Origin of the sequence: Methylosinus sporium (genome assembly GCF_003113265.1) — a bacterium.
GTDB classification, from domain to species: domain Bacteria; phylum Pseudomonadota; class Alphaproteobacteria; order Rhizobiales; family Beijerinckiaceae; genus Methylosinus; species Methylosinus sporium.
This window is the reverse complement of record NZ_PUIV01000020.1, coordinates 16,877-42,369: the sequence shown is the minus strand read 5'-3', so window position 1 is coordinate 42,369 and position 25,493 is coordinate 16,877. Positions and strand designations below refer to the sequence as shown.

Annotated in this window: 24 protein-coding genes and 1 tRNA gene; 14 read left to right on the top strand and 11 right to left on the bottom strand. The window is 65.0% G+C overall.

Annotated elements, in window-relative coordinates:
* Positions 1-87: 87 nt before the first annotated feature.
* Positions 88-1,491 carry an HD domain-containing protein gene (locus C5689_RS12795; RefSeq protein WP_108917661.1) on the top strand — a complete coding sequence of 468 codons (1,404 nt, stop codon included), beginning with the start codon at positions 88-90 and terminating at the stop codon, positions 1,489-1,491.
* Positions 1,488-2,009, top strand: coding sequence for a hypothetical protein (locus tag C5689_RS12790; protein WP_108917660.1), 522 nt, complete (start codon positions 1,488-1,490; stop codon positions 2,007-2,009). The genes C5689_RS12795 and C5689_RS12790 overlap by 4 nt, the downstream gene beginning before the upstream one ends.
* A gap of 5 nt (positions 2,010-2,014) precedes the next feature.
* On the opposite strand, the gene C5689_RS12785 is transcribed toward C5689_RS12790, so the two are convergent.
* Positions 2,015-2,239, bottom strand: coding sequence for a hypothetical protein (locus C5689_RS12785; RefSeq protein ID WP_108917659.1), 225 nt, complete (start codon positions 2,237-2,239; stop codon positions 2,015-2,017).
* Between the two features lie 261 nt (positions 2,240-2,500).
* Positions 2,501-3,694 carry a deoxyguanosinetriphosphate triphosphohydrolase gene (locus tag C5689_RS12780; protein ID WP_108917658.1) on the bottom strand — a complete coding sequence of 398 codons (1,194 nt, stop codon included), beginning with the start codon at positions 3,692-3,694 and terminating at the stop codon, positions 2,501-2,503.
* Positions 3,695-3,823: 129 nt separating this feature from the next.
* Here C5689_RS12780 and erpA point away from each other — a divergent pair, with 129 nt between their 5' ends.
* The 6 genes from erpA (at position 3,824) to C5689_RS12750 (ending at position 7,069) form a co-directional block, all read left to right on the top strand.
* Complete coding sequence (erpA, locus tag C5689_RS12775) at positions 3,824-4,168, top strand: iron-sulfur cluster insertion protein ErpA (protein ID WP_108917657.1); 345 nt, start codon at positions 3,824-3,826, stop codon at positions 4,166-4,168.
* 39 nt (positions 4,169-4,207) lie between these two features.
* A complete protein-coding gene (locus C5689_RS12770; protein WP_108917656.1) occupies positions 4,208-5,104 on the top strand; it encodes a sugar kinase in 897 nt (298 codons plus the stop codon).
* Between the two features lie 91 nt (positions 5,105-5,195).
* A tRNA-Asn gene (locus C5689_RS12765) sits at positions 5,196-5,271 on the top strand.
* Positions 5,272-5,774: 503 nt separating this feature from the next.
* Complete coding sequence (locus C5689_RS12760; protein ID WP_174800273.1) at positions 5,775-6,044, top strand: hypothetical protein; 270 nt, start codon at positions 5,775-5,777, stop codon at positions 6,042-6,044.
* Positions 6,045-6,229: 185 nt separating this feature from the next.
* The gene (locus C5689_RS12755) at positions 6,230-6,556 is read left to right on the top strand and encodes a polyhydroxyalkanoic acid system family protein (protein ID WP_108917655.1); all 327 of its coding nucleotides are present in this window, start codon (positions 6,230-6,232) and stop codon (positions 6,554-6,556) included.
* Between the two features lie 144 nt (positions 6,557-6,700).
* Positions 6,701-7,069 (top strand): hypothetical protein, encoded by a 369-nt coding sequence (locus C5689_RS12750; RefSeq protein ID WP_108917654.1) that lies wholly within the window; start codon positions 6,701-6,703, stop codon positions 7,067-7,069.
* Here the strand turns inward: C5689_RS12750 and C5689_RS12745 are convergent.
* Complete coding sequence (locus tag C5689_RS12745; RefSeq protein WP_108917653.1) at positions 7,063-7,536, bottom strand: response regulator; 474 nt, start codon at positions 7,534-7,536, stop codon at positions 7,063-7,065. The genes C5689_RS12750 and C5689_RS12745 overlap by 7 nt on opposite strands.
* Before the next feature lie 119 nt (positions 7,537-7,655).
* On the opposite strand from C5689_RS12745, the gene C5689_RS12740 reads away from it, so the two are divergent.
* Together C5689_RS12740 and C5689_RS12735 are read left to right on the top strand one after the other, a co-directional pair.
* Positions 7,656-8,771 carry a sensor histidine kinase gene (locus C5689_RS12740; RefSeq protein ID WP_108917652.1) on the top strand — a complete coding sequence of 372 codons (1,116 nt, stop codon included), beginning with the start codon at positions 7,656-7,658 and terminating at the stop codon, positions 8,769-8,771.
* A gap of 77 nt (positions 8,772-8,848) precedes the next feature.
* A complete protein-coding gene (locus tag C5689_RS12735; protein ID WP_108917651.1) occupies positions 8,849-9,553 on the top strand; it encodes a glutathione binding-like protein in 705 nt (234 codons plus the stop codon).
* 6 nt (positions 9,554-9,559) lie between these two features.
* Here the strand turns inward: C5689_RS12735 and C5689_RS18965 are convergent, their stop codons facing one another.
* The 5 genes from C5689_RS18965 to C5689_RS12715 form a co-directional block, all read right to left on the bottom strand.
* Positions 9,560-9,694: a hypothetical protein gene (locus tag C5689_RS18965; RefSeq protein ID WP_255461818.1), complete on the bottom strand. Its 135-nt coding sequence runs from the start codon at positions 9,692-9,694 to the stop codon at positions 9,560-9,562.
* 254 nt (positions 9,695-9,948) lie between these two features.
* A complete protein-coding gene (locus C5689_RS12730) occupies positions 9,949-10,980 on the bottom strand; it encodes a 5-oxoprolinase subunit C family protein (protein WP_108917650.1) in 1,032 nt (343 codons plus the stop codon).
* A complete protein-coding gene (locus C5689_RS12725) occupies positions 10,977-11,705 on the bottom strand; it encodes a 5-oxoprolinase subunit B family protein (protein ID WP_108917649.1) in 729 nt (242 codons plus the stop codon). The genes C5689_RS12730 and C5689_RS12725 overlap by 4 nt, the downstream gene beginning before the upstream one ends.
* Before the next feature lie 4 nt (positions 11,706-11,709).
* Positions 11,710-12,477 carry a LamB/YcsF family protein gene (locus tag C5689_RS12720; RefSeq protein ID WP_108917648.1) on the bottom strand — a complete coding sequence of 256 codons (768 nt, stop codon included), beginning with the start codon at positions 12,475-12,477 and terminating at the stop codon, positions 11,710-11,712.
* 107 nt (positions 12,478-12,584) lie between these two features.
* On the bottom strand, positions 12,585-15,281 hold the full coding sequence (locus tag C5689_RS12715) for a sensor histidine kinase (protein WP_108917647.1): 2,697 nt from the start codon (positions 15,279-15,281) through the stop codon (positions 12,585-12,587).
* Positions 15,282-15,633: 352 nt separating this feature from the next.
* Between C5689_RS12715 and C5689_RS12710 the strand changes: the two genes are divergently transcribed.
* Positions 15,634-15,993 (top strand): phasin, encoded by a 360-nt coding sequence (locus C5689_RS12710; RefSeq protein ID WP_108917646.1) that lies wholly within the window; start codon positions 15,634-15,636, stop codon positions 15,991-15,993.
* A gap of 141 nt (positions 15,994-16,134) precedes the next feature.
* On the top strand, positions 16,135-16,728 hold the full coding sequence (locus tag C5689_RS12705; RefSeq protein ID WP_108917645.1) for a phasin family protein: 594 nt from the start codon (positions 16,135-16,137) through the stop codon (positions 16,726-16,728).
* 202 nt (positions 16,729-16,930) lie between these two features.
* On the opposite strand, the gene C5689_RS12700 is transcribed toward C5689_RS12705, so the two are convergent.
* Genes C5689_RS12700 through C5689_RS12690 form a run of 3 tightly spaced genes read right to left on the bottom strand, consistent with a single transcriptional unit; the run spans position 16,931 to position 19,358 of the window.
* The gene (locus C5689_RS12700) at positions 16,931-17,773 is read right to left on the bottom strand and encodes a shikimate dehydrogenase (RefSeq protein ID WP_108917644.1); all 843 of its coding nucleotides are present in this window, start codon (positions 17,771-17,773) and stop codon (positions 16,931-16,933) included.
* A 35-nt stretch (positions 17,774-17,808) separates the two neighbouring features.
* A complete protein-coding gene (bioB, locus tag C5689_RS12695; RefSeq protein ID WP_108917643.1) occupies positions 17,809-18,795 on the bottom strand; it encodes a biotin synthase BioB in 987 nt (328 codons plus the stop codon).
* Between the two features lie 26 nt (positions 18,796-18,821).
* A complete protein-coding gene (locus C5689_RS12690; RefSeq protein ID WP_108917642.1) occupies positions 18,822-19,358 on the bottom strand; it encodes a hypothetical protein in 537 nt (178 codons plus the stop codon).
* A 201-nt stretch (positions 19,359-19,559) separates the two neighbouring features.
* Here C5689_RS12690 and ppc point away from each other — a divergent pair, with 201 nt between their 5' ends.
* Both ppc and C5689_RS12680 read left to right on the top strand, forming a co-directional pair.
* Positions 19,560-22,319, top strand: coding sequence for a phosphoenolpyruvate carboxylase (gene ppc / locus C5689_RS12685; RefSeq protein ID WP_108917641.1), 2,760 nt, complete (start codon positions 19,560-19,562; stop codon positions 22,317-22,319).
* A gap of 88 nt (positions 22,320-22,407) precedes the next feature.
* On the top strand, positions 22,408-25,488 hold the full coding sequence (locus C5689_RS12680; protein WP_108917640.1) for an autotransporter outer membrane beta-barrel domain-containing protein: 3,081 nt from the start codon (positions 22,408-22,410) through the stop codon (positions 25,486-25,488).
* Positions 25,489-25,493 lie beyond the last annotated feature (5 nt).

Below are 25,493 nucleotides of genomic sequence, written 5' to 3'. Positions count from 1 at the left end.
CCTTGCGTCGTCGCGGGCCATGCCATCAGATTGCGCCGGAACCAAAAGGGGCTGGACCGTGACGCATTATCGTTCTATGTTTGTTCTATGAAAACCGAGCGCATTCGAGACCCGATCCACGGACTGGTCACATTCGAAGACGAAGGTCTCGTCGATGAGTCCGTATGGCGTCTACTCCAAACGCCAGACCTCCAGCGTCTCCGCCGCATCAAGCAGCTTGGTGTGTCTGAATTTGTTTTTCCGTCCGCTTCTCATACCCGCTTTGCGCACTCTGTTGGAGTTTTCCACAACGCACGTCGTTTGGTGAAGCTCATTGAACGAGAAATTAAACTCGGGCGAGTAGACGGCGAATTCAATGTCGAGCGTGCCAAGGTCGCCCTGTTCGCCGCTCTTCTGCACGATATTGGGCATGGCCCCTTCAGTCACGCCTTCGAAGAGGCACGTAAGTCCCTTGCTTCTGACGGGTCTTTCACACGACGAAAAATTCGGAAGCACGAGGAATTTACGGCAGATATGATTGATGACCCACAGGGAGAGATCAAGGAGATTTTGTCGAGTGGCGGTGTGAGTTCCGAAGCAGTAGCCGAATTGATACGAGCCGAGACGCCCACGGATATGTATCATTCCGTGGTTTCAAGTTCGTTCGACGCTGATCGGCTCGACTATCTTATTCGTGATCGGTACATGACGGGGACGGGAGCGGGGGCCATCGATCTTGATTGGTTGATGGACAATGTTCGCGTCGCGGAACTCGACATATCGCTACCAGACTCGGAAGACGCGACTCCAATTTATAGTCACGGATTTTGTCTCGGATATAAAGCGCGCGATGCAGCAGAAGATTTCCTACTGGCCAGATATCGCCTCTATACTAATGTATATTTTCACAAGACAACTCGCGGAATTGAACAGCTTGTTGCTGCATTTTTTCGCTTTCTCGCGAGAGAGGTTGCGACTAATACCACTGCCGCAGGCCTTGCCGATGCTAATCCGCTGGTCCAATTCTTTCTACCCGGCGGAGAAACGATATCCAACTATCGCGCTTTAGATGATTCGGTCGTGTGGAACGCATTTCACGCAGTTGCGGCCTCCGGAAGCGGACAAGCCAAGGTGATCGCAAAACGTATTCTCGACCGACAAAAGCCGATCTGCCTCGATATTCAGCAATGCTTTCCGGAAGACGCAGAGTCGCAGCGTCGGCTCAAACACGCTCTCAATGAGAAGTTCAAAGACAATTTCGACGAGAGTGTATTCCGCGATTCGGCGAAGCTCTCGATCTATGGCGAAATCGGCGCCGATGACGGCCGAGCCCAGAAGCGGCTCATGATTCAAATGTCCGACAGAAGGCTAAAAGAAATCACTCATTTCACGGATGCCACAATAGCAGCTACAGGCGGGCAACGTTCGTTCGAGCGATATTTTTTTCTCAACGATTCAGAATACAAGATAGCTGAAGGCATAATCGATTCGGTCAAAAGGAGGCGCGCATGACCATAGATATTCCTAGCCTCATCGTCGCCGCTGGTGGAGAGATCGTCGGAAAAATTCGCCTTCAAAAAGTTGTCTATCTGCTGGATCAGATGGGCCTGGGTAGCGGTTTTTCGTACGAATATCACCACTATGGCCCCTATTCGGCTGACCTCGCCGAGGAAGTGGAAGACGAAGTGATTATCGGCCATGTCGAGTCCGAACAACGGAGACGCCTGAGCGATGGCGTTCCCTATATTGTTTTTCGAGCCAGCACGGCGGGCGACGGAGAACCTTTGGATTCGTCTATTCCCTTGGATATAGCAAAAAATGGGCTTTACGAAATGCAGCGACGATCCGCCACGGTCCTGGAATTGGCAGCGACGATTCATTGGTTGGCTGTGATGGAAAACCGCGCTGACTGGCCTACCGAATTAGTCCGACGCAAAGGCGCTAAGACGCAGAACGGCCGCGAGCAGGAAGCGATTGAGTTGTTGAAAGTACTTGGCCTTCCTCCAGCGGTTGCTTGTTCAGCTGGATAACTACTTCAGCTGTCGTCTATGCTCCAGCTCGCGACCTCCCGCCCATCGCTGTCCAATATGCGGAAGCCATGCGGCAGCGGCTTGTGCTTGCGCTGGACGATCACATTCGAGAACAGCGACTTGGCGTGCGTGACCGCCTTGCGCACGTCGCTGATGTCGGTGTTCATCCGATCGATGACCTGCGCGTTCATTCCCTCTGGCGCGGCGCCGACGAATTCGATGACGAGCATGGGAGCCTCCCGGGTCAGAACCAGGAGGTCGGGCGCGCGAGGGGCGCCGTCAAGGCGAGCTGTGGTCCGCCCTCAGGGCGATGGGGGAAATGAGCGGCGTCGCTCGAAAGCGCGTTGCCACCTCCCCCTCGAGGGGGGAGGTCGAGCGCCGAAGGCGATCGGGAGGGGGTGACGCCCCGAGTTTTTGCTGTTGAACCCCACCCCGTCCGGCTATCGCCGGCCGACCCTCCCCCTAAAGGGGAGGGTGAGCGGGGCAACCGTTCAGCCCAGGGACATTTTCTCCCCGAACAGCTTGCGATATTCGCCGAGCGCATAGCGGTCGGTCATTCCGGCGATGTAATCGGCGACATGGCGGGCGCGGGCGGCGCCCTGCTCGGCGCGGGCGAGCTCGGCCCATTCCGGCGGCATTTGCGCCGGATCGTCGAAATAGACGGGGAAAAGCCGCGAGATCACCTGCTCGGCGCGGTCCCAGACGCCCACGACTTTCTCGTGCCGATACATTTTGGGGAAGAGAAAGGCCTTGATCGAGCGATCGGCCTCGGCCATGGGCGGCGAGAAGGCGATCGTCGCCACGCCGGCGCGGCGCACATCCTCGACGCTTTTCGCCCCGACGAGGCGCAGCCGCTTCTCCGATTGGATGATGGCGTCCTCGACGAAGCGGGTGATGACGCGCCGGCCCAGCTCGTGAATGACGCGCGTGCGCTCCAGCGCGCCATAGACGGCGCGTATCTCGTCCAGCATCACGCCGATGAAGGGCACGGCGGCGATATCCTCGAGCGAGAACAGGTTTGCGCGCAGCCCATCGTCAATGTCGTGGGCGTCATAGGCGATATCGTCGGCGAGCGCCGCCGCCTGCGCCTCGGGCCCGGCGAATGTGTCCAGCTCCAGCGGAAACAGCGCGTCGAATTCCGCCACATAAGGAGCGAGCGCGCGATTCGCGCGAGGCCCGCGCAAAGGGCCATTGTGCTTGACGAGGCCTTCCAGCGTCTCGAAAGTGAGGTCCAGCCCATCATAGCGGGCGTAGCGGCGCTCGAGCAAAGTGACGACGCGCAGCGCCTGGGCGTTGTGGTCGAAGCCGCCATAGACCTCCATGCAACGGTGCAGCGCATGCTCGCCGGCATGGCCGAAAGGCGTATGCCCGAGGTCATGGGCGAGCGCCACCGCCTCGGCGAGGTCCTCGTCCAGCGCCAGCGCGCGGGCGAGCGCGCGGGCGATCTGCCCCACCTCTATCGTATGGGTCAGCCGCGTGCGGAAATGGTCGCCGTCCAGCGGCACGAAGACCTGAGTCTTATGCGCGAGGCGGCGAAAGGCCGTCGAATGGATGATGCGGTCGCGGTCGCGCTGGAACTCGCTGCGCGTCGGCGAGGCCGGTTCGGGAAAAAGGCGCCCGCGCGAGGCCGAAGGGTCGCTGGCGCAAGGGGCGCGGCCGCGGACGGCGGGATCTTCGATCGCCAATCGTCTGCTCCTGTCATTGCAAGGTCACGCGGGCGGCCATATTTTCGCTTCGCATATCCCGCCCGCCCCGTGGAGCGCAAGCGAGCTGGCCGGCGAGACAAAAGCCAAAAAAGAGGAAGGCGCGCCCAAATGACCGATACGGCGACGATTGCGAAGATCGAGATGAGCGAGCGCGCGGCCGAGCGCATCAACGCCATCCTCGCCGGCGAGGCCGAAGCGAAGGTGCTGCGTCTCTCCGTCGATGGCGGCGGCTGCTCCGGCCTGCAATACGCCTATACGCTCGAGACCGAGCCCACAGCGGACGATATCATCGTCGAGCGCGACGGGGCGCGGCTCGTCGTCGATTCGATTTCCGCCGCCTATATCGCCGGCGCGCGCGTCGATTATGTCGAGGATCTGATGGGCCAATCCTTCCGCGTCGAGAATCCGAACGCCACGGCCTCCTGCGGCTGCGGCTCCAGCTTCTCGGTCTGACGACGCCCTCCTCCTCTCCTCCTATCGAAGAGTCCTCGCTTGCAGTCACTATTCATTGGCCATTCCTATATCGACGTGACCATGCGCACGCAGGTCATGCCCAAGGGCGATGAAAAGGATGTGGCGGAGGATTACGCCGTTTCCTTCGGCGGCAACGCCGTGACGGCCGCCTTCGCCTGCTCCAAGCTGGTCGGCGACGGCGTCGATCTGCTGACGCAGCTCGCGCCCGACTGGCTCGGCCATATGTTCATGGACATGGCCGCGACCTATGGGCTGCGCGTGCATCCGCGCCGGGTGCGGCGCTCCTCGCTCTCCTTCGTCCTGCCCAAGGATGGCAAGCGCGCCATATTGCGCGCCCGCGACAATAAATTCCTCGAAGATTTCCCGCGTCTCGATCTGACCGGGGTGCGCGCCCTGCACAGCGACGGACACATCGCCGACGCCGCCCTGCATTACGCACGCGCCTGCCGCGAATCGGGCGCGCTGACCTCGCTGGACGGCGGCGCGCTGCGGCCGGGAATCACCGATCTGCTGGAGTTCATCGACGTCGCCATCGTGGCCGAGCGGCTCTGCGAGCAGATGAATCTATCGGAGGCCGACATGCTGGCCTTTTTGAAGAGCAAGGGCTGCCGCATCGGCGGCGTCACCAATGGCGAGCGCGGAATGCTCTGGTACGACGAGAATGGCGAGGTGCAGCGCCTGCCCTCGCTCCCGGTGCCGGCTGAGCGCATCGTCGATACTTCCGGCGCGGGCGATGTCTTCCACGGCGCCTATATGGCGTCCTATCTCCAGCGGCCGGAAGCGACCTGGCGCGAGCACTTCCGCTTCGCGCGCGTGGCCTCCGGCTACAAGATTCAGCACCTCGGCAATGAGGCCGGCCTGCCCTCGCAGAACGACATAGTGGCGACACTCGCGCTTTTTCCCCCTGCCGATTGAAAGGCTTGTGGGCGAATGTGAAGGAAATCGAGAAAGGCTGCGAACAGGGCTTGGCAAGAGTGCTTAGAGCTTGCTATATGCCCGCCACCGTTCCCCGATAGCTCAGCCGGTAGAGCAAGCGACTGTTAATCGCTGGGTCGCAGGTTCGAGTCCTGCTCGGGGAGCCAGCCGCCTTTTTCCAAACATCCGCCAGCGTCCGGCAAAGGCCGCACTTCCCCTCAGAAATCTGGCGATTGGCCGTGCGCGACAGCGCAACGTCCGCTCGGCGACTATCCCGAACTACGTTCGAGATTGCGCGGAGCGCGCCCGCGATATTCGCCAGCGCATCACTACGGCCGAGACCCGAGCCCGCGCGCTTCTGTCCACGATCCCGCGTAGCGCCGGCTCAACTCATTCATCAAATCGAAAACCATCATCCGCAAAAGATGATGCTGGCCCAGGAAAAGCACTCCGCTCTCGCTCCGACGATCGTCGCGCTCGAGCAATAGCCCTGCCATTAGTTGTTTTCCGATGCGTAATCCCTACGCATTGATAATATATTACGATCAAACTGATTACATTTATTAATATATCAAAATCCGTGAAACCTCTTATCTAGCGCTTATTGACAGAATCGCTATGAAGTCTATCATTTAATTGCGTGATATCTTAATAGACTCGGAGAATGACAATGCTGAAGAGAATCGTTTTGGCTTTTGCTATCGGCCTGGTTTGCTCCTCCGCGCTCGGAGTTCCCGCTTTCGCTCAAAACAACGGAAACGGAAACGGAAACGTCGGCAGCAACAATGGCAATTATAATCGCGGCAGCGGAAACGGAAACGCGAACGTCGGCGGCGGCAACGGCAACTCGAATGCCGGAAACTATAACGGTAACAATAATTTCGGCAGCAACAACGGCAACGGGAATCTCGGCAGCAACAACGGCAACAATAATCGCTGAACGATCGGACGAAGGGCGGTCGAAGCCGCCCTTCGCTCCTCGCAGATCGTCCCTTCGCACCCCCTCGGGCAAACCGCAGACCCTGCCTGAATTTCGGTGGATTTGCTTGAAATTATTCCGATAGGGGAGCGGCCCCTGTGAAATCCGTCTCTCGACGCCTAGATTGGCGGCACGGGAGCCTCGCTATGCAAAAATCCATCGTCGTCACCGTGAGCCATGATCTCGGCGTCGAAACCGCGCGGGCGCGCGTCGCGGCCGGGCTCGATCAGCTGCGGAGGGACTATGTGGACAAGCTCGCCCATTCCGAAGTCGCCTGGACCGAAAACGCCGCCGATCTGAAAGTCGGCGCTTTCGGCCACAATATGCAGGCGCGCATCGACGTGCTCGCCGATTCGCTGCGTATAGAGGTTTGGATGCCGTGGATTCTGGCCGCCCTGACCGGCCGCATCCAATCCGCGCTGGCCGATCGCGCCGGCCAGGCGCTGCGGATCGATCATCGGCCGAAGGGCTGAGCTCGGCGACTATCCACAAAAATTGAAAAAATCTTGCGGTGCGCCGGCGAGCGAGAGGCGCGCTTAACCACATCCGCGCGCGGCGCGGACGATCGGCGGCGCCATGGTCTAGACTGCGCTTCGATTCATGATCGGAGCCGCTCCATGTCGAAAGTCCTGCTCGTCGCATCGATCGTCGCCGGCGTCGCGCTCGCGACCGCCGCCGAGGCCGAGCCTTTCGGCGCCCCGCGCGCCCGGGAGAGCGCAGCCCCGCAACAGTCCCGGGCCGCCGAGGAACAGCGCCGCCATGATCTCTGGGAGGCGCGCGAGCGTCTCGCCGAGCAGCGTGAGCGCCAGCGCAGCCGTCACCGGAATGCGGGCGATTATCCGGGGGGCGGTTACCCGGGACAGGCGCCCTACGCCTATGGCGCCCCGAGTGGCGGCTATGGCTATGGCGACGACGTCGCCCCGCCGCCGCGCCCGGCGCCGCCGCAGTCGCCGCGCGGGCTGCACAATGGCCTCTGGTATTACTGAAGCGTCGGCGTCGCGTTCTCGCCGCCGGAGCGGCGCTCCAGCGCCGAGGTCACGATCTCCAGCGCGATCGCCAGCAGCGCCTCCGCGTCATTGGGCTTGACGAAGACCTTGTCGGCGCCGGCGCGCATCGCCTCCTCATGGATCGACGGCGCGGTCGAGGTCGTCAGCACATAGACCGGCAGGTCCTTCAGCAGCAGCGAGCGGCGCAGCGACTTGAGGAACTTCACCCCGTCGAGCCGCGGCATGTTGAGGTCCAGCACCAGCACGTCCGGAAGCTTGTCCGTGATCTCCTCGCGCGAGACGAGAAAGATCGCATCGAGGCCATTGTCCACCTGCTCGCATTCTATGTCGCGCTCCAGCATGGAACGCACGGATTCGAGCGCCCGCTTGAACAAGAAGACGTCGTCCTGATCGTCCTCGATGATTAAAACGCGGCAGGCCCGGTTCTTCGTCTCGACAGCCGACATCACAATCCCCATCTTCTCGATTGCGCTCGTTTCTCCGACGCTGTTTCCTCTAAGATAGGATGCGGCCGCCCCGCGCGCAGCCGACGAGCGCCGCGAATGCGCACGAAAGGGGTGCGAGGATGAGTTTCGACAGCATAGGCGACGACCACTTTCGCCTGGCGGTGGAATCGGCGCCCGCCGCCATGATCGTCAGCAGCGCCGACGGCCTCATCCAATTCGTCAACGCGGAGACCGAGCGAATGTTCGGTTATCGTAGCGACGAACTGGTCGGCAAGTCCATCGATATTCTCGTCCCCGCGCATATGCGGGCGACACACGCCAGCTTGCGGCGGAGCTTCTTCGCCCATCCGAGCAAGCGACCGATGGGAGTGGGCCGCGATCTCAAGGCGACGCGCCGCGACGGCAGCGAGTTTCCGGTCGAGATCGGGCTGACGCCGATCGAGAGCGAGACCGGCTCCATCGTGCTGGCGACAGTGCTCGACATCACGGCGCGACGAGAGGCCGAGAATGCGCTGTCGCAACGGGCGGCGGAGCTCGAGCGCGCCAATGAGCGGCTCGCGCAATTCGCCTATGTCGCCTCGCATGATCTGCAGGAGCCGCTGCGCAAGATCGCCGCCTTCTCCGATATTCTCGAGCATGCGATCTCCAGCGCCAATGCGACCGACATGAGCTACGCCAATAGCGTCATGCGCTCCTCCGCTCTGCGCGCGCGCGAGCTCGTCGACGACCTCCTCACCTATTCGCGCGCGATCAATGACGCGCAGAATGTGCAGGAGCTCGATCTGCGCGAGGAGATAGAGCTCGCCGTGAACGATCTCTCCGAGACGATCGCGGAAACCAACGCGCGCCTGCACATCGAGGCGCCGCATGTCCCCATTCGCGCCGACCGCTCGCAATTCGCGCGGCTGACGCATAACATCGTCTCCAATGCGCTCAAATATCGCAAGCCAGATTGCGCGCCGGACGTCGTCATCCAGGCGACGCAGAGCGAGCGCGAGATCGTCGTTTCCTTCGCCGATAATGGCATAGGCTTCGAGAGCAAATATGAGCATCTCGTCTTCGAGCCGTTCAAGCGCCTGCATCCCAAAGGCAAATATCCCGGCACCGGCATCGGCCTCGCGATCTGCAAATCGATCGCCGATCGCCATGGCTGGCGGCTGTCGGTGACGTCGCAGCCCGGGCTCGGATCGGTATTCTATGTCGCGATTCCGTTGGGAAGAGCGAATAGCGAATAGCGAGTAGCGAGTAGCGAGTGGAAAATAGCGGCGGAGCGATCGCTACTCGCTCCCCTCACGCGACACGGAGCCGCGACATGATCGACCTCCACTACTGGCCGACGCCCAATGGCCATAAGATCACGATCTTTCTCGAAGAGGCGGGGCTCGCCTATAAAATCGTTCCGGTGGACATTTCCAAAGGCGAGCAATTTGCTCCCGCCTTTCTCGCCATCTCGCCGAACAATCGAATGCCGGCGATCGTCGATCATGCGCCGGTCGATGGCGGCGCGGCCGTGTCGCTGTTCGAATCCGGCGCCATACTCGTCTATCTCGCCGAGAAGACGGGCCGCTTTCTGCCGAGCGATCTGCGCGGCCGCGCGCGCGTGCTCGAATGGCTGTTCTGGCAGGTCGGCGGGCTCGGTCCCATGGCCGGGCAGAACCATCATTTCCGCAATTACGCGCCGGAGAAGATTCCTTACGCGATCGATCGCTATGTGAACGAGACCAATCGCCTCTATGGCGTGCTGGACAAGCGCCTCGCGGGACGGGACTACATCGCCGACGATTATTCCATCGCCGATATGGCCGCCTATCCTTGGATCGTCCCCTATGAGCGGCAGGGACAAAATCTCGACGATTTTCCCAATGTGAAACGCTGGTTCGAGACGATGCGCGCGCGGCCGGCGGTCGAGCGCGCCTATGCGAAGGGCGAGGCCGTTTCGCGTCCGCGCGACGGCTTCACCGAGGAGGAGCGCAAAATCCTCTTCGGCCAGACGGCGGCGAGCCTGCGCGGCGGCTGAGCGCGTTCACTCGCCCTGTTTCTGGCGGCGCTTCTTGTTGCGCCAGGAGGCGAAGAAGATGACGGCGAGAAAGACATTGATGGCGAGGACCCATTTGTCGCTCCACGACAAATAGCCCCAGATCGTCTGCAGATAGGACAATTGGCTCTCCCTTTGCGCGCGCTCGCGGCCCGCTTTTTATCGTTCTCGCCGCCGCGGCGGCGCAGGTCTGGAATTTACGCGCAATGGCGCGCGCGATAAAGGCCCGGCGCTCCGACCGAACGAATGAGACGCGCGTCGGAAGCGGCGCTTCTATCTCAGCCTCGAGGGCCCTCGCGACATCCTGCCCCGGCCAGGACGGCCGCAGCGCCTGATGATGTGCGAATCCGATCGCGCTATCGCGGGAGGGGCGAACCCTACTCTTTCTCCAAAGGCAGATTTGCGTCGGCGACGCCGCCGATCAAATTGGCGGACAGCAGCAATTCCGTCGAAATCTCCCCGCCCATGGGACGGAGCCGCACGCCCGCGTCGACCGCCTCGCTCTGCGCGCGCCGCGCCGCGACGGCCTCCTCGATCGACACAGCGGCAAAGGAAAAGGCCTCGCCCGGCCGCCGCTGCGCGAAGCGGCCGATATCGGCGCCGATGACATTGGCGATCTTCGGATAGCCGCCGGTCGGCTGGCGATCCGCCATCAGCACGAGCGGCGCGCCATCGCCCGGAACCTGAATCGCGCCGAGCGCCACCCCATCCGAGACGATGTCATGGCCTTTGGCGTGAGCGAGGCGCGCGCCCTCCAGCCGATAGGCCATGCGATCGCTCCGCTGCCCGACCCGCCAGCGCGCCGACAGAAATTCGTCGATCGCCTCTGGCGTGAAATAATCCGCCTGCGGCCCGAGCACGGCGCGGATCGGCTCCTCCGAGGCGGCGAGCCAAGACGCCTCGAGCGCCAGCAATGCCCGCGGCGGCGCGGCGAGATCGGCGAGCGGCAGACTATCGCCGGCGCGCAATCCCCGCCCCTCGAGGCCGCCCATGGAAGAGCGCGTATGCGTGGCGAGCGAGCCCAGCGTCGGCGGCAGATCGATGCGGCCCGCGATTGCGACATAGCACCAGGCCCCACCTCGCCCCGCGCGGATGACGAGATGCGCGCCGGGCTCCAGCGCGAGAGCGCAAGCGAAGGGAAGCGGCGCGCCGTCCAGGCGAATGTCGAATTCGCCGCCGGCGATGGCGAGGCCGATCGTCTCGCCTTCCGCCGTCAGCTCCAATCCGCCGAGCGAGACCTCGATCGCCGCGGCGCCCATTGCGGCGCCCGCCGCGAGATTGGCGGCGGCGAAGGCGCGGGCGTCCATCGGCCCGGCCGGCGTCACGCCGAAGCGCAGGCTGCCGCGCCGCCCGGCGTCCTGCACAGTGACGCCCGGCCCCGCCGCGCGAATAATCAGCCACGCGCTCATGTCATCGTCTCGCGCCGCGCGATCATCTCGCCGCAGGCGCTCTTCTGCTCGAGCGCGCGAAATGTCGCTTCGTCGATCGGCTCGAAGCGCAGCGCATCGCCGACCTCGACGAAAAAGGACGGATCGCGCTCCGGCGCGAACATCCGCTCTGGCGTGCGGCCGAGGACATACCAGCCGGTCGGCATGGGATCGGCGCCGATGAGCGAGAGGCCGCCGCCGATGAGCACGGCGCCGCGCGGCGTCGGCCCGCGCGGAGAGGCGCGGCGCGGAACGGCCAGCGCCGAAGGCAGGCCGCCGAGATAGCACCAGCCCGGCGCGAATCCATACATGTAGGCGCGATAGTCGGAGCCCGAATGAAGCGCCGCGACTTGGCTGGGCGAAAGCGAAAGCGCCTCGCCCGCCGCCGCGATATCCTCGCCATGCGGCGGTGCGTAGCAGCAGGGAATGATCCAGCGGACGCTCGCAGCGGCGCGCGCCGGCGCCGCTCTCTCCAGCGCCTCGACATGAGCGACGAGCGCGGCGCGCGTGAGCGCCAGCGGATCGTAGTGAATCATCAGCGAGCGATAGGTCGGAACCGTCTCGACGATTCCAGCGAGCGGCGCGGCGCGCAGAGCCGCGTCCAACGCCAGCGCCTCGGCGTTGATCGCAGGATCGACGCTGTCGCCGAACTCGACCACCAGCGCCGCCTCGCCGGCGTCGAGACAGCGCGGCGCGGCGTAGCGCATCAGCTCACGCCTGCGATGGCGCGAAGGGCAGCAACTGATAGCCCGCGCGCTCCAGCGCCGCGCGCAGGCGCCGCGTCATTTCGACAGCGTGGGCGGTGTCGCCATGCACGCAGATGGAGTCGATCGGCGTCGGCAGTCGCTTGCCGCTCTCGGTCACGATCGCCTGCTCGCTCAGCATGTTGACCGCGCGCGCCGCGGCCCAATCGGGGTCCTCGATCACCGCGCCCTTCTGGCTGCGCGACTTCAGCCGTCCATCGTCGAGATAGGCGCGATCGGCGAAGACTTCATGGGCGATCGCAACGCCCGCATGTTCGGCCGCCGCCACCTGCTCGCTGCGCGCGATGGCGAGCAGAGTGAGGCCGGCGTCGACGGCGCGCATCGCCCGCGCCACGGCGAGCGCGATCTCCGGCTCGACCTCCGCAACATTGGCGAGCGCGCCATGGCATTTCACATAAGTGAGACGATGGCCGCTATAGAGCGCGAGCGCCTGCGCCGCGCCGATCTGATAGGCGACGAGACGCTCCACCTCGGCGGCGGAATAGGGAATGCGGCGCCGGCCGAAGCCGGCGAGATCGGGAAAGGACACATGCGCGCCAATGGCGACGCCGCGCGCCTTCGCCAGAGTGAAGCAACGCGCCATTATGTCGGGATCGCCGGCGTGATAGCCGCAGGCGACATTGGCGGAGGTGACGAGATCGAGCATGGCCTCGTCGTCGCCCATGCGCCAGGCTCCGAATCCTTCTCCGAGATCGGCGTTGAGATCGATTGTCACTGTCACCGGGCTCCCGCGCGCCACGACCTCGGCGATATCTGCTCCGATCGGAGATGCGCTTCGAAATGCTCCTCATCAATTCAGGACGGCGGCGCTCGCGGCCGCTTCTACTCCGCTGCGAGGACCTGCGGCGGCGGAAAGGCGACCTCGATCAAAGTGCCCTGATTCTTGCGGCTCTTGATCGAGAAGGAGGCGCGATTGGCCTCGATCAGCGCTTTCGTCACCGGCAGGCCGAGGCCGGTGCCGCCGCGCGACGCGCCCACCTGTCGGAACGGCTCGAGCGCCGTCTCTATCTCATTCTCCGACATGCCGATCCCTGTATCCTTCACGCGGATCACCACATAGCCGGCGTCGGTCAAGGCGCTCGACACGATCACCTGCCCGCCCGCCTCGTTGAACTTCACCGCATTGGACAGAAGGTTGAGCAATATCTGCCGCAGCGACCTGCCGTCGGCAAGGATGCGCGGCAAACGCGGCCACAGCGACAGGCGGATCACCACGCGGCTGCGGTTCGCCTGCGGCTGCATGATCGACACACATTCGGAGATCACGGCGTTGGCGTCGATGCGCTCGACGTCGAGCTCGAACTTGCCCGCCTCTATCTTCGAAAGGTCGAGCAGATCATTGACGAGGCTCAGCACATGCTCGCCGGAGGTGTGGATGTCCTTGAGATATTCCTTGTAGCGCTCATTGCCGAGGGCGCCGAAGCGCTCCTCCATCATCACCTCCGCGAAGCCGATGATGGCGTTGAGCGGCGTGCGGATCTCATGGCTGACCTTGGCCAGAAAATCGGTCTTGGCGGCGCTGGCGCGCTCGGCCTCGCGGCGGGCGGCCTCGAGCTCGTCGTCCGAGCCGCGGCGACGAACGACATGAAGAATGACGCAGCGCCTCTGCTCGGGCGGCGGGCCGAGCGGCGCGAGGGTCAGCTGCACCGGGAGCAATTGGCCGATGCGCATATGCGCCTGGAGCGGGAGCTGAAGCCCCTCCTCTTGCGTCGGGGGACGGCGGAGGAAATCGGCGACCGCGCCCTGATCGGCGTCGCAGAACAATGAGGCGAGGCCGGAGCCGAGCAGCACGCGCGCCTCGCCGCCGACGAGCCGGCCGAAAGCGGCGTTGACGCTGCGCAGACGTCCATCGGCGTCCACCACCACCACGGCGTCGCTCACCGCGTCCAGCGTGGCGCGCAACTCCTCCGCCTCCAGGCGACGCGACTCCAGCTCCTTGCGTAAGGCGCCGGCTCGCGCCGACACGGGCGCGGCCGAAGCCGGGCGCGCGCTGCGCAAGGTGACGAGCGTGGCGGCGAGGCCGTCCCATTCGATCGGCTCCAGCCGCGCGTCGGCCTCCAGCGGCTCGCCATCGCTATCGATCACTTCGAGGACGCCGCCCGCGCTTCCGTCGGGCGCGGTCGGCGGGCGGCGGCCGGCGAAGAGCCGAGTGGCGCCGCCATCGCCGGCGAGCGCCGCAGCGTCGCCATAGCCGAGATAATCGAGCAGCGTGCGATTGGCGTAGAGGACCTCCGCCCCGCGCGCGACCATCACGCCTATGGGCAGGCGGTCGAGCAGCGCCTCGGCGCGCGAAAGGACGTTATTCTCATTCGACGGCGACGGCTCGCAGACGGATTCGGGCTCGTGGACCGGCTCGGGCTCCGCCGGAGCCGCGGCGGCTTGTCCGGTCGTCGCCTGCTCGATCGTCTCGAACAAGTCGCGCACCGAGCCTTTGGCGGGTTTTTGCGCGGCGGCGGCGAGCGCGCGGGCGATCTCGTCGAAGGCCGTGCGCTCGCTCGCCGACAGCGCCTCGCCGATGGAGGCGGTCGCCTCCTCGAGCCGCGGCGACGGGCGCAGCGCGACGACCTTGGCGCCGCCGGCGATCTGCGCCGGCTCGGCCTCGGCCTCGGCCTGGACCACCGCCAGGGTCGGCGGCTCGAGCGCGGCCGGCGGCGATTCTTTCTCCGGCTCCCGTTCCGGTTCTTTGCGCAGCCGGTCGACATGCAGCACGCCATAACCCTGATAGCCGCCGAAACAGCGCCCGTCGTCGAAGACGGGCAGAGCGCCCAATGTCACCGGCACGCGCGCCGAATGATCGTCGAGCGGCCAGTCGAGCTCGACCCCGCTCCAGGAGCGATGCGAGGCGAAGGCCTCGGCGAGACGGCCGTCCGGGGCGAGCCGCAGCCCGCTGGCCAGATCGAGAAACCGGCGACCGGCGATGTCGCCATTCTCCCGCCCGACGATTTCGGCGAGGGCGGAAGTGACGTCGAGAATCCGGCCGTCGGCGTCCGAACGCCAGAGAAAGCGCTCCGGCCGCACCACACGCGCCGGTTGTGGAGCCTCGGGCTCCGGCACGGCGGCCGGCTTCGGCGCGGAAGAGGCGGCAGCTTCCGCGGCGACGCCGGGAGCCGTGCTCTCTTGCCCTGCGGAGCGCATTCCGAGCATTGCGACGAGGAAAAGAGGCGATCCATTGTCGCCGGCGAGGACACGGCACAATACCGTCGCCGTCTGCGCGATCGGACCGAAAGAAAAGCGCAGCCGCTCGAGTCGCGGCGCCGCCGCGTGGCTCTGCGCTCCGGCGAGCTCGCGGAGCCGGCGCGCGCCGGGCTCCTCGCCGCCGAACAGACGTTCGCTCAGCGCGGCGATATCCCCGCCGAATATCGCGATGGCGGATTCATTGGCGTAGACGACCGAAAGCGGCGCGCCGGCGGCCGCGATGATCGGCGCCCCGGACGCTTCGAGCGCGGCGAAGGCCGGATCGGCGCTGATCCGCGCGGCGACCGCCTCGCTCTCGATCCCCAGCCTGTCGTGCTCGCTCATATCGACAGCGCCTCTTCGGACGCGACAAGCGCCGGAACGGCGCGGAACAAAGCGGCGCGGAACGCGCGTCGCGGCCGATCGAAGGTGAAGGATCGGTTAAAAGAAACTTAAAGGTTCGGCGCGGCTTGGTCTATGCGGCGTCGGACATTTTAACAAGCTTCGACGATTCATCATGAACGGATGCGCCGCCTCGAGGCCATAATTATGTTGCAATGCAGCATGAGTTGAGCCATATTCGAATCGGCGGTACCGTTCCTGTCGCGATGCGCGAGAACGGCCGCAGGCGGTCGGCCGGCGCCCCTTCTTCGGCCGACGGGCGGCCTCGGGCCGACCCGACCAGAAGGAAGCATTCGTGAACGATCCGATCTATCAGATACCGAACGAGGTCCGCGACTTCGCCGAGAAGAGCGTCGAGCAGGCGCGCAAGGCGTTCGAGGGATTCGCCGGAGCCGCGCATAAAGCGATCGGCTCTGTCGAGACGACGACCGCCACCTTCCAGGTCGGGGCCAAGGATGTGAGCGCCAAGGCGCTCGGCTACGCCGAAGCCAATGTGAACGCCGCTTTCGACCTCGCCCAGAAGCTGCTCCGCGCCAAGGACCCGCAGGAGGTTCTCCAGCTGCAAGCGGAATATGTGAAGAGCCAGGTCGAGACCATCCAGAGCCAGGCCAAGGAGCTCGGCGCCGCGTTGCAAAAGGCGACGACCGGCAAGTGAGCCGGCACAGTGAGATGCGACGGCGCCGCGCTGACGCGCGGCTCCTCGACGAGACGATATCGTGCGTTGGCGGGTGAGTAAGGCGACCGAGCCGAAGACGATTCGGGCGCGCGCGACACCAGAAACCAGGAGCCCGAAGCGATGGCCACCCATACGAGAGGTTCTTCCAAACGCCCGGCGCCGCCGAAGGAGCCGCCGATCACTCTGAAAGACGCGCTGGACGACGACGAACCCGAGGCGGCGCCGCCCGCCTCCTCCGCCCCGGCCGCTGAGATCGAGGCCGTCGCCGCGGCGCTGGAGGCCGTGGAGATAGAGGCTGTCACTGCCGCGCTGGAGCCTGTCGAGTTGGGCGTGACGACGGCCGAGGCGGTCATCGAGACATCCGCGGAGCCCGCGCCGACGACCCTGGCGGAGCCTATCGCCGAAGCGCCGATCACGCCTTTCGCCGTGATCGACGCGACGATCGAGCCCCCTGCGCCGAAGTCCGAATCGACCGCGCTCGATCCGAGTCTCTGGCCGCTGAAGACGATCGACCTCGTCAATGAGAACGCCGCCGCCGTCTTCGATCTGGCGCTCGCGCTCGGCCAGGCCCGAACGGTCAGCGACGCGCTGGAGGCGCAATCGCGTTTCGCCAGCGAGCGCTATTCGACCTTCGTGAAGCGCGCCAATGAATTCGTCGAGCTGTCGAGCCGCTGGTCGCCCTTTCGCTTCGCCGTCTCCGCTTTTGTTGCGTGAGGCGACAGCGCTCGGCCGAATGCGACGCCGGAGTCGAAGGGTTTCGAAAAGCGAGCCTAAAGGCTCGCGGTCCAGAGGCGCGCGTGGACCGCGAGCCTTTAGGCTCGGTTCTCACGTCAATTCATCTGGCGCAGGCCCCTGGAGTCTTTTGTTTTGACGCGTTTCCAACGCCGAACCGGCGTCCACTTCGGCTGGAAACGCTCTAGAGCGTGGCCTCGATCAGCGCGCGCAGTTCCGGCGTCGCCTCGGGCATGACGCCGAACCAGTCGCGGAAGGCCGGCCGCGCCTGATGGATCAGCATTCCGAGCCCATCCACGGCGACATTGCCGCGCGCTCTGGCCGCGGCCAGCAGCGGCGTCTCCAAAGGCGCATAGACGATATCGGAGACGAGCGCCGCCGCGGGCAGGCGATCCAAAGTCAGATCGAGCGGCGGCTCGCCGACCATGCCCTGATTCGTCGTATTGACCAGGAGTCCGGCGCCGGCGAGGCCCTCGGCGCGCTCCTCCCAGCGGAACGCCGAAACCGGCGCGCCGAAATCTGCGGCGATCTTCTGCGCCCGCTCGAGCGTGCGATTGAACAGCCGCACCTCCGCCGCGCCGGCGTCGATGAGCCCGGCGATGACGGCCCGCGCCGCCCCGCCCGCGCCGATGACGACCGCCGGCCCGGCGTCCGCCCGCCACATGGGCGCCGCCGCGCGCAGCGATGCGGTGAAGCCGAAACCGTCGTAATTGCGGCCGACGAGCGTTCCGTCCTCTTCCACCACGACGCAGTTCACCGCGCCGATTCGCTCGGCGCCGGCGTCCAGAGCGTCGACGACGGAAAGCGCTGCTTCCTTATGGGGGATGGTGAGATTGCAGCCCGAAAAATTCAACGACGGCAGCGCGCGCAGCGCCGCCTCGAGACGGCCCGGCTCTATGGCGAGCGGGACATACGCGCCGGCGAGGCCGTAGCGCTCGAGCCAGTAATTGTGGATTTTGGGCGAGCGCGAATGCGAGATCGGCCAGCCCATCACGCCGGCGAGGAGAAAGCGGTCCTGCCCATGCATCTGCTTCTCCCCGCTCGTTCTTCCGCCCGCGGCGCCTATTGCTTCGCCGCGCAGCCCCCCTGCCCTTGCGCGGAGAGCGCCGAAAAGAGCGCGGCGTCGGCGTCGAGGCCGGGATTGCCGGCCGTGAGCAGCTTCTCGCCATAGAAAATAGAATTGGCCCCGGCGACGAGGCACAATATCTGCGCCTCGCGCGAGAGGCCGGAGCGGCCGGCCGACAGGCGCACGCGCGACTTCGGCATGAGGATGCGCGTCGTCGCGATCATGCGCACCAGCTCCAGCGAATCGACCGGCGGGCGGCCCTCGAGCGGCGTGCCCTCGATCGCGGCCAGCGCATTGATCGGCACGCTCTCGGGATGCGGATCGAAGGAGGCCAGCACCTGCAGCATATGGGCGCGGTCGCGCACGCTCTCGCCCATGCCGATAATGCCGCCACAGCACATTTCTATGCCGGCCCGGCGCACGGCGGCGAGCGTCTGCAGCCGATCCTCGTAAGTGCGCGTGGTGACGATCTCGCCGTAGAACTCCGGCCCCGTGTCGAGATTGTGGTTATAGGCGGTGAGGCCCGCCTCCACGAGCCGCTCGGCTTGGCCGTCATCGAGCATTCCGAGCGTGACGCAGGCCTCCATACCGAGCGCGCGCACGCCGCGCACCATGTCCAGCACGGATTCGAAACGCTCGCCCTTGGGCGCCTGGCGCCAGGCTGCGCCCATGCAGAATCGATCCGCTCCGGCCTCCCGCGCGCGCTTGGCGGCGCTGAGGACTTCGTCCACCTGCATCAGCTCGACGCGGTCCAGCTTTACCTCACGGTGATGCGCCGATTGCGAGCAATAGGAGCAATTCTCCGGGCAGCCGCCGGTCTTGATGCTGAGCAGCGCCGCCTTCTGCACGTCATTGGGATCGAAGAAGCGGCTGTGCAGCGCGCTCGCCCGCGCGATCAGCTCGAGCAGGGGCGCGTCGTGGATGGCGACGATCTCCTCCAGCGTCCAATCGTGACGGAGAGTGAAATCGGCGGGAGCGTTCATCGAGCGGGCCTTCCTCGGGCTTTGGGTCAACGGGATTTCTTCGCGAGGCGTCGCTCATTGCGCGTGAGCGGACGCTGCGGATCGTGCTCGCCCTCGCTCGCCGCCGACGACGTCGGCCGCTTGCGCTGGAGCTGCGGATCGGCTCCGCGAAGAATGGCATAGACGACATAAGCGGCGACGGCCAGATCGAAACCGGTGAGGCCGAGCGTGAACCACGCCGGCGTGAACTCCGAGCCCGTGCCGAGATAATGGAACTGCAAATGCCAGAACGGATGCAGCGCGAAGCCCACGGCGAGCCACCAGGGCGAGCCGACGAGGCCGAGCAGAGCGAAAGAGCCGAAAATGGCGAAGCCGGTCATTTCTATGCCGAACCAGGCCTTGGGATTGTCCGAGGCGAAAGCGAGGCCGACATAGAGCGCGGCGGTGGCGATGAGCCCATAGGCCAGCGCGCGGCGCGAGCCCGCCTGCGGATAACGCTCCGACCAGCGCGCGAAGAACACGAAGGCCGCGCCGACGAGCGCGCCGACGGCGGCGGGAATCAGAATCGAGGACGCGTGTTCCATTGTCGAACTCGTAGGGTTACGGCCGCAGCGAGGTCTATAAGTCGGACCGGCGGAGGGGACAAGGGAGGGGACGCGGGAGGGCCGCAGCGGGCGCCGACGGCTCGCCTCCCCCGCCTCGCATCGTAATTTCGCCAAAATCTGCTATAGCTGCCCTCACCTACCGCGCCCGACGGCGCCCCCGCTCGAGGATCGACGCCCCATATGCAAGTCGAAACAGACGCCGCCAATTCCAGCTCCTCCGCCATGCTCGACGATCAGTCCTTGCTCGCCGATATTCGCCTCCTCGGCCGCCTGCTCGGCGACACTGTGCGCGAGCAGGAGGGCGTCGCCGCCTTCGAGCGTATCGAGACCATCCGCCGCCTCTCCGTGGCCGTGAGCCGCAATGGCGATATGGAGGCCGATCACAAGCTCGAGGCGCTGCTGCGCTCGCTCTCGGCGAGCGAGGCGGTCACCGTCATCCGCGCCTTCAGCTATTTCTCGCATCTCGCCAATATCGCCGAGGATCTGCATCCGCTGCAGGGCGACGAGGCCTCCGGCGCGCCGAGCCTCGCCAATACTTTCGCCCATTTGCGCAAGGCGTCCATCGGCCCGGGCAAAGTGGCGCAAGTGCTCTCCAATGGCTGGGTCTCGCCCGTCCTCACCGCGCATCCGACGGAGGTGCGGCGAAAAAGCCTGCTCGACGCAGAGCACGCCATCTCCGCCCTGCTGCAAGCGCGCCAGCACGCGCGCAGCAAAGCGGAACTCGCCCATAATGAGCTGCAATTGCGCGCCCGCGTCTCGCAGCTGTGGCAGACGGAGCTCTTGCGTCAGGCGCGACTCACCGTGCGCGACGAGATCGCCAACACGCTGAGCTATTATCGCAGCACTTTTTTGCGCCAGATTCCCCTGCTCTACGCCGATATAGAAGAGCGCCTCGGCGGATTGCGCATTCCGCCATTTCTGCGCATGGGCACTTGGGTCGGCGGCGATCGCGACGGCAATCCCAATGTGCGCGCCGACTCGCTCGCCAATGCGCTGCGAATGCAGAGCGAGACGACGCTGCGCTTCTATCTCAGCGAGGTGCATGAGCTCGGCGCAGAGCTCTCCATCTCGCGCCGCTACGCCGGTTGCAGCCAGGCGTTGGAAGCGCTCGCCGCGCGTTCCGGCGACGATAATCCGCATCGCGACGACGAGCCCTATCGCCGCGCGCTGATCGGCGTCTACGCCCGCCTCGCCGCGACGCTCGAGGAGCTGACCGGCCAGGAGGCGCAACGCCATGCCGTCGCGCCGGCGAACCCCTACCCCAATGCGCGCGCCTTTCTCGCCGATCTCGAAATCGTCGACGATTCCCTGCGCTGCCATCACAGCGAGGTGATCGCGACGCAGCGGCTCGAGCCGCTGATCCGCGCGGCGGAAGTCTTCGGCTTTCATCTCGCCACGGTCGATTTGCGCCAGAGTTCCGACCGTCACGAGGAGACGATCGCCGCGCTGCTGCGCGAGGCGCGCGTCGCGCCGGATTACGCCGCTCTCTCGGAAGAGGAGAAGCGCGCCCTATTGCTGAAGCTGCTCGGCGATCCGCGGCCGGTGCGGCTGGTCGACGCCGCCTATTCGGAAGATGTGGCGAGCGAGCTGGCGATCTTCGAACGCGCGGCGGAGATGCGCAAGACCTATGGCCACGAGTCGATCCGACATTACATCGTCAGCCATACGGAGACGGTGAGCGATCTCTTGGAAGTGCTGCTGCTGCAGAAGGAATGCGGCATGATGCGCGGCACGCTCGATCCGCGCGACGCCAATATCGTCGCCGCCGATCTCATCATCGTGCCTTTGTTCGAGACGATCGGCGATCTGCGTAACGCCGCCGTCATCATGCGCGAATTCTATGCGCTGCCCGGAATCGTCAAGCTCGTCACCAATTCCGGCGCGCAACAGGACATCATGCTGGGCTATTCCGACAGCAACAAGGACGGCGGCATTCTCGCCAGCATATGGGAGCTCTATCGCGCCTCCACCGCGCTCGCGGATTTCTTCTCCAGCCTGCCCTCCATCGCCATGCGCCTCTTCCACGGCCGCGGCGGCACGGTGGGCCGCGGCGGCGGACCGAGCTATGACGCCATTCTCGCGCAGCCGCCGGGCACGGTGAATGGGCAAATTCGCCTCACCGAGCAAGGCGAGGTGATCGCGGCGAAATACGCCAATCCGCAGATCGGCCGCATCAATCTCGAGCTGCTCGTCGCGGCGACTCTCGAGGCGACTTTGCTCTCGCACAGCAAGGCGCCGCCGCCGGAGTTCTTAGAGGTGGCGAAACAGCTCGCGCAATGGGGCATGGACGCCTATCGCGGCCTCGTCTACGAGACGCCCGATTTCGTCGATTATTTCTTCGCCTCGACGCCGATCTCCGAGATCGCCTCGCTCAACATCGGCTCGCGGCCGGCCTCGCGCAAACCCTCGCGCAGAATCGAGGATCTGCGCGCCATTCCGTGGAGCTTCTCCTGGGGTCAGGCGCGCCTCGCCCTGCCCGGCTGGTACGGCTTCGGCTCGGCGATCGCACGCTTCCGCGAGGGCGATGACGGGACCAAGCTCGAGCTGCTGAAGCGCATGTATCGCGAATGGCCCTTCTTCCGCACGCTTCTGTCGAACATCGACATGATCCTGTCGAAGACCGATCTCTCGATCGCGCGCCATTATGCGGGCCTCGTGCAGGATCACGCGCTCGCCGACCGCATCTATGGGGAGATAGAAACGGAGTGGAGCAGAGCCAACGCCGCGCTCGCCGATCTCACCGGATCGAGCGAGCGCCTCGCCGACAATCCGGCGCTGGCGCGCTCGCTGCATCATCGCTTCCCCTACATCGCGCCGCTCAACTATCTGCAGGTGGAGCTCATCCGCCGCTGGCGCAGCGGCCAGACCGGCGACGACATCCGCCAGGGGATATTGATGTCCATCAACGGCGTCGCCGCGGGCCTGCGCAACACGGGGTGAACAGAAGAGGGCGACATTGCGGCGCTGTCGTCAAAGCGTCATGCGCCGCCGCCATTAGGGGTTCCGATCCAGCTGGAACGGAACCGCAATGTCGCCTCTCCTCTCGCGCGTCAGCCCACTCGCGCTCTTCGCCTCTCTCTCGTTCTCTTCCGCGGCCGTCGCAGCGGACATAAATGTCCCGGCCGATACGACCGTCTCCGGCCAGAAGACATTCGGGGGGACCGACAAAATCTCCGTCGGCGCCGGAGGCAAGCTCACCTCCACCGCCAATCCGACGCTCAATCAGACGTCCGCCTCCACCGGCGTGCTCATCGACAATTTCGGCACGATCGAATCGACGGGGACAGGAACGCGTGCGATCCGCTTCAACAGCGGAACTGCTATGAGCTTCACGCTGACCAATGAGGCCGGCGCGACGATCCAATCGCAGAATGACGCGCTGCAGATCGGAACCGCCGTCAAATCCGGGACCATCGTCGTCAATAATTACGGGCTGATCCAGGCGACGGGCACGGGCTCGAACAATGGCCAGGCGATCGACTTCGGCAATGTCGCCGCCGGCACGGCGTCGATCACCATCAATAATTTCGCGACGGGCGTGCTGCAGACCGCCGACGCCGACGGCATTCGCCCCGGCAACAACGCCACGATCAATAATTACGGCCAGATCGTCTCCAATAATTTCCAGACCAACACCGGCGCGGATGGAATCGACTTCCAGACCAGCACGGGCGGAACGGTCAATAATTACGCTGGCGGAATCATCTCCGGCGGGCGCCACGGAATCAACATCAGCTATGATTCCACGGCGAATACGACCAGCTCCTCCATCACCATCACCAATTACGCGGGCGGCCAGATCATCGGCCGCAACGGCTCGGGCTTCGGCTCCGACGTCGGCGGAACCGTGATCAATTACGGCCTCATCTCCGGCCGCATCGACAGTATAGCCGGCGTCGCCAATGGCGACGGCGATGGCGTCGATATCGACTACATCGGCAACATCACCAATTACGGCACGATCGAAGGGACGGGCGCGAAGGGCGTCGGCTCCGACGGCAAGACCAACACGAGCCAGGGCGTCGCGATCGGCGGCGGCGTCATCGACAATAAGGCCGGCGCGACGATCATCGGCCAAGCGGACGGCATTCTCGTCGACAATAGCTCGGAAGGGCCGGCCTTCGGCCCGGTGACGATCACCAACGCCGGGACGATCGAAGGCACGACGCGCTACGGCGTCTATATCAACAGCACGCTGAACAATACGCTCACCAATTCCGGAACCATTACCGGCGGCGGCGGACAGGCGATCGTCTTCGGCTCCGGAGACGACACGCTGAATATTCGCACCGGCTCCGTCATCAACGGCACGGTGGACGGCGGCGCCGGAAACGACCGCGTCTCGCTCTCGGGAACGGGGACTTTCGCCGGCGCGATCAATTTCGAAACGCTGAGCGTCGACGACGGCGTGTGGACGCTCACCGGAACGCAGAGCTATTCGAGCGGCGTCACTGTCGCCAGCAGCGCGGAGCTCGTCGCCGCCGGCGCGATCGGCAATCTCGTCACCGTCGCCGCGGGCGGGCGCCTGTCGGGCTCCGGCGCGCTGGGCGCGCTCGATCTTTCCGGCGTCGTCTCGCCGGGCTCGGGCGCCGGCGCGATCTCCACGCTCTCCATCACCGGCGACGCAACTTTCCGTTCGGGCTCGGTCTATCAGATCGACGCCAACGCCGCCGGCGCGGCGGATAAGATCGTCGTCGGCGGAACGGCGACGCTCGCCGGCTCCGTGCAAGTGAGCGCCGCCTCCGGCAATTACGCCCCCGCCACGACCTATTCGATCGTGCAGGCGACGGGCGGCGTCAGCGGCTCCTTTGCTTCTGTTTCCACCGACCTCGCCTTTTTGACGCCCACGCTCTCCTATAACGCCAACAACGCCTTTCTGACGCTCTCGCGCAATGGCGTGTTCTTCCAGAGCGTCGCGACCAATCGCAATCAGCGCGCCGTCGCCGCGGCGCTCGACACGACACCGACGGCGAGTCCCCTCTTCCTGTCCATCGTCGGCAAATCGGCGGCCGGCGCGCGCGCGGCCTTCGACGGACTCTCCGGCGAAGGCGTCACCGGCGCGCTGAACGTCGGTCTCGAATCGAACCGCCTGTTCGGCGGGGCGCTCGCAGACGCCGGACAATTCTGGCGCTCGGGCGAGACGCGCGACGCCAATGGATTCTCCGTTTCCGCGACGACGCCCGCCCTCGGCTATGCGTCGCTGGAATCGAAAAAGGGTCCGATCGCCATGCGTCCGACGCAAGAGCCGGCGCGGCTCTGGCGCTTGTGGATCTCCGGATTCGGCCAGAGCGCGCGCCTCGGCGGCGACGCTGCGCAAGGCTCGGCGACGCAGCGCACGAGCCTCGGCGGCGGCGCGATCGGCCTCGATGCGGCCGTGCTTCCCAATCTTCTGCTCGGCTTCGCGGGCGGCTATAGCGCCGGCGGCGCCTCGACCGATCTGCGCTCGACCCATGTGGACACGCATGGCTGGCATATCGGCGGCTATGGCGTTTTCACCTTCGATCCCAATTATATCTCCGCCTCGCTCGCCTTCTCCGATTTCGACAATTACTCACGCCGCTCCGTCTTCGGCCTCGGAACGGGCGAAACGGCCAATGCGAATTTCGGGAGCCGCGTGCTGCGCGCGCGCGTAGAGATCGGGCGAGACGTCGATCTCTTCGGGCTGAGCGCGACGCCCTTCGCGGCTATCGAGACGGCGCATATTTGGACGGATGGATTCACCGAGACGACGGCGGCCTTCCCCGGCTTTGCGGGCCTCGGCGCACTCGCCTTCGCCGCGCGCGAGACGGACTCGCTGCCCCTCTATTTCGGCGCGCGCTTCAAACGCAGCTTCGCGCTCGACAATGGCTGGCGGCTGACGCCCGATCTCTCGCTCGCCTATGTGCATGAATTCGAGCCGACGCGCGCGCTTCTCGCATCCTTCGCCTCGGCGCCTTCGGCGGCTTTCACCATCGCCGGCGCGCGTCCTGACGAGAATTACCTGCAGGTAAAAGGCGGGCTGCGTCTCGATGTGAGCGCCTCGGTCGCGCTCTTCGCGTCTTTCGAAGGCGAATATGGCGGACGCACGCAATCCTATGCGGGACGAGGCGGCCTCAAAGTGGTCTGGTGAAGGCC

What these genes read in the sequence shown, in the direction of transcription:
- C5689_RS12795 (WP_108917661.1), top strand. Translation starts at nt 88, where the DNA reads ATGAAAACCGAGCGCATTCGAGACCCGATCCACGGACTGGTCACATTC.
- C5689_RS12790 (WP_108917660.1), top strand. Translation starts at nt 1,488, where the DNA reads ATGACCATAGATATTCCTAGCCTCATCGTCGCCGCTGGTGGAGAGATC.
- C5689_RS12785 (WP_108917659.1), bottom strand. Translation starts at nt 2,239, where the DNA reads ATGCTCGTCATCGAATTCGTCGGCGCCGCGCCAGAGGGAATGAACGCG.
- erpA (WP_108917657.1), top strand. Translation starts at nt 3,824, where the DNA reads ATGACCGATACGGCGACGATTGCGAAGATCGAGATGAGCGAGCGCGCG.
- C5689_RS12760 (WP_174800273.1), top strand. Translation starts at nt 5,775, where the DNA reads ATGCTGAAGAGAATCGTTTTGGCTTTTGCTATCGGCCTGGTTTGCTCC.
- C5689_RS12755 (WP_108917655.1), top strand. Translation starts at nt 6,230, where the DNA reads ATGCAAAAATCCATCGTCGTCACCGTGAGCCATGATCTCGGCGTCGAA.
- C5689_RS12750 (WP_108917654.1), top strand. Translation starts at nt 6,701, where the DNA reads ATGTCGAAAGTCCTGCTCGTCGCATCGATCGTCGCCGGCGTCGCGCTC.
- C5689_RS12745 (WP_108917653.1), bottom strand. Translation starts at nt 7,536, where the DNA reads ATGTCGGCTGTCGAGACGAAGAACCGGGCCTGCCGCGTTTTAATCATC.
- C5689_RS12740 (WP_108917652.1), top strand. Translation starts at nt 7,656, where the DNA reads ATGAGTTTCGACAGCATAGGCGACGACCACTTTCGCCTGGCGGTGGAA.
- C5689_RS12735 (WP_108917651.1), top strand. Translation starts at nt 8,849, where the DNA reads ATGATCGACCTCCACTACTGGCCGACGCCCAATGGCCATAAGATCACG.
- C5689_RS12730 (WP_108917650.1), bottom strand. Translation starts at nt 10,980, where the DNA reads ATGAGCGCGTGGCTGATTATTCGCGCGGCGGGGCCGGGCGTCACTGTG.
- C5689_RS12725 (WP_108917649.1), bottom strand. Translation starts at nt 11,705, where the DNA reads ATGCGCTACGCCGCGCCGCGCTGTCTCGACGCCGGCGAGGCGGCGCTG.
- C5689_RS12715 (WP_108917647.1), bottom strand. Translation starts at nt 15,281, where the DNA reads ATGAGCGAGCACGACAGGCTGGGGATCGAGAGCGAGGCGGTCGCCGCG.
- C5689_RS12705 (WP_108917645.1), top strand. Translation starts at nt 16,135, where the DNA reads ATGGCCACCCATACGAGAGGTTCTTCCAAACGCCCGGCGCCGCCGAAG.
- C5689_RS12700 (WP_108917644.1), bottom strand. Translation starts at nt 17,773, where the DNA reads ATGCATGGGCAGGACCGCTTTCTCCTCGCCGGCGTGATGGGCTGGCCG.
- bioB (WP_108917643.1), bottom strand. Translation starts at nt 18,795, where the DNA reads ATGAACGCTCCCGCCGATTTCACTCTCCGTCACGATTGGACGCTGGAG.
- C5689_RS12690 (WP_108917642.1), bottom strand. Translation starts at nt 19,358, where the DNA reads ATGGAACACGCGTCCTCGATTCTGATTCCCGCCGCCGTCGGCGCGCTC.
- ppc (WP_108917641.1), top strand. Translation starts at nt 19,560, where the DNA reads ATGCAAGTCGAAACAGACGCCGCCAATTCCAGCTCCTCCGCCATGCTC.
- C5689_RS12680 (WP_108917640.1), top strand. Translation starts at nt 22,408, where the DNA reads ATGTCGCCTCTCCTCTCGCGCGTCAGCCCACTCGCGCTCTTCGCCTCT.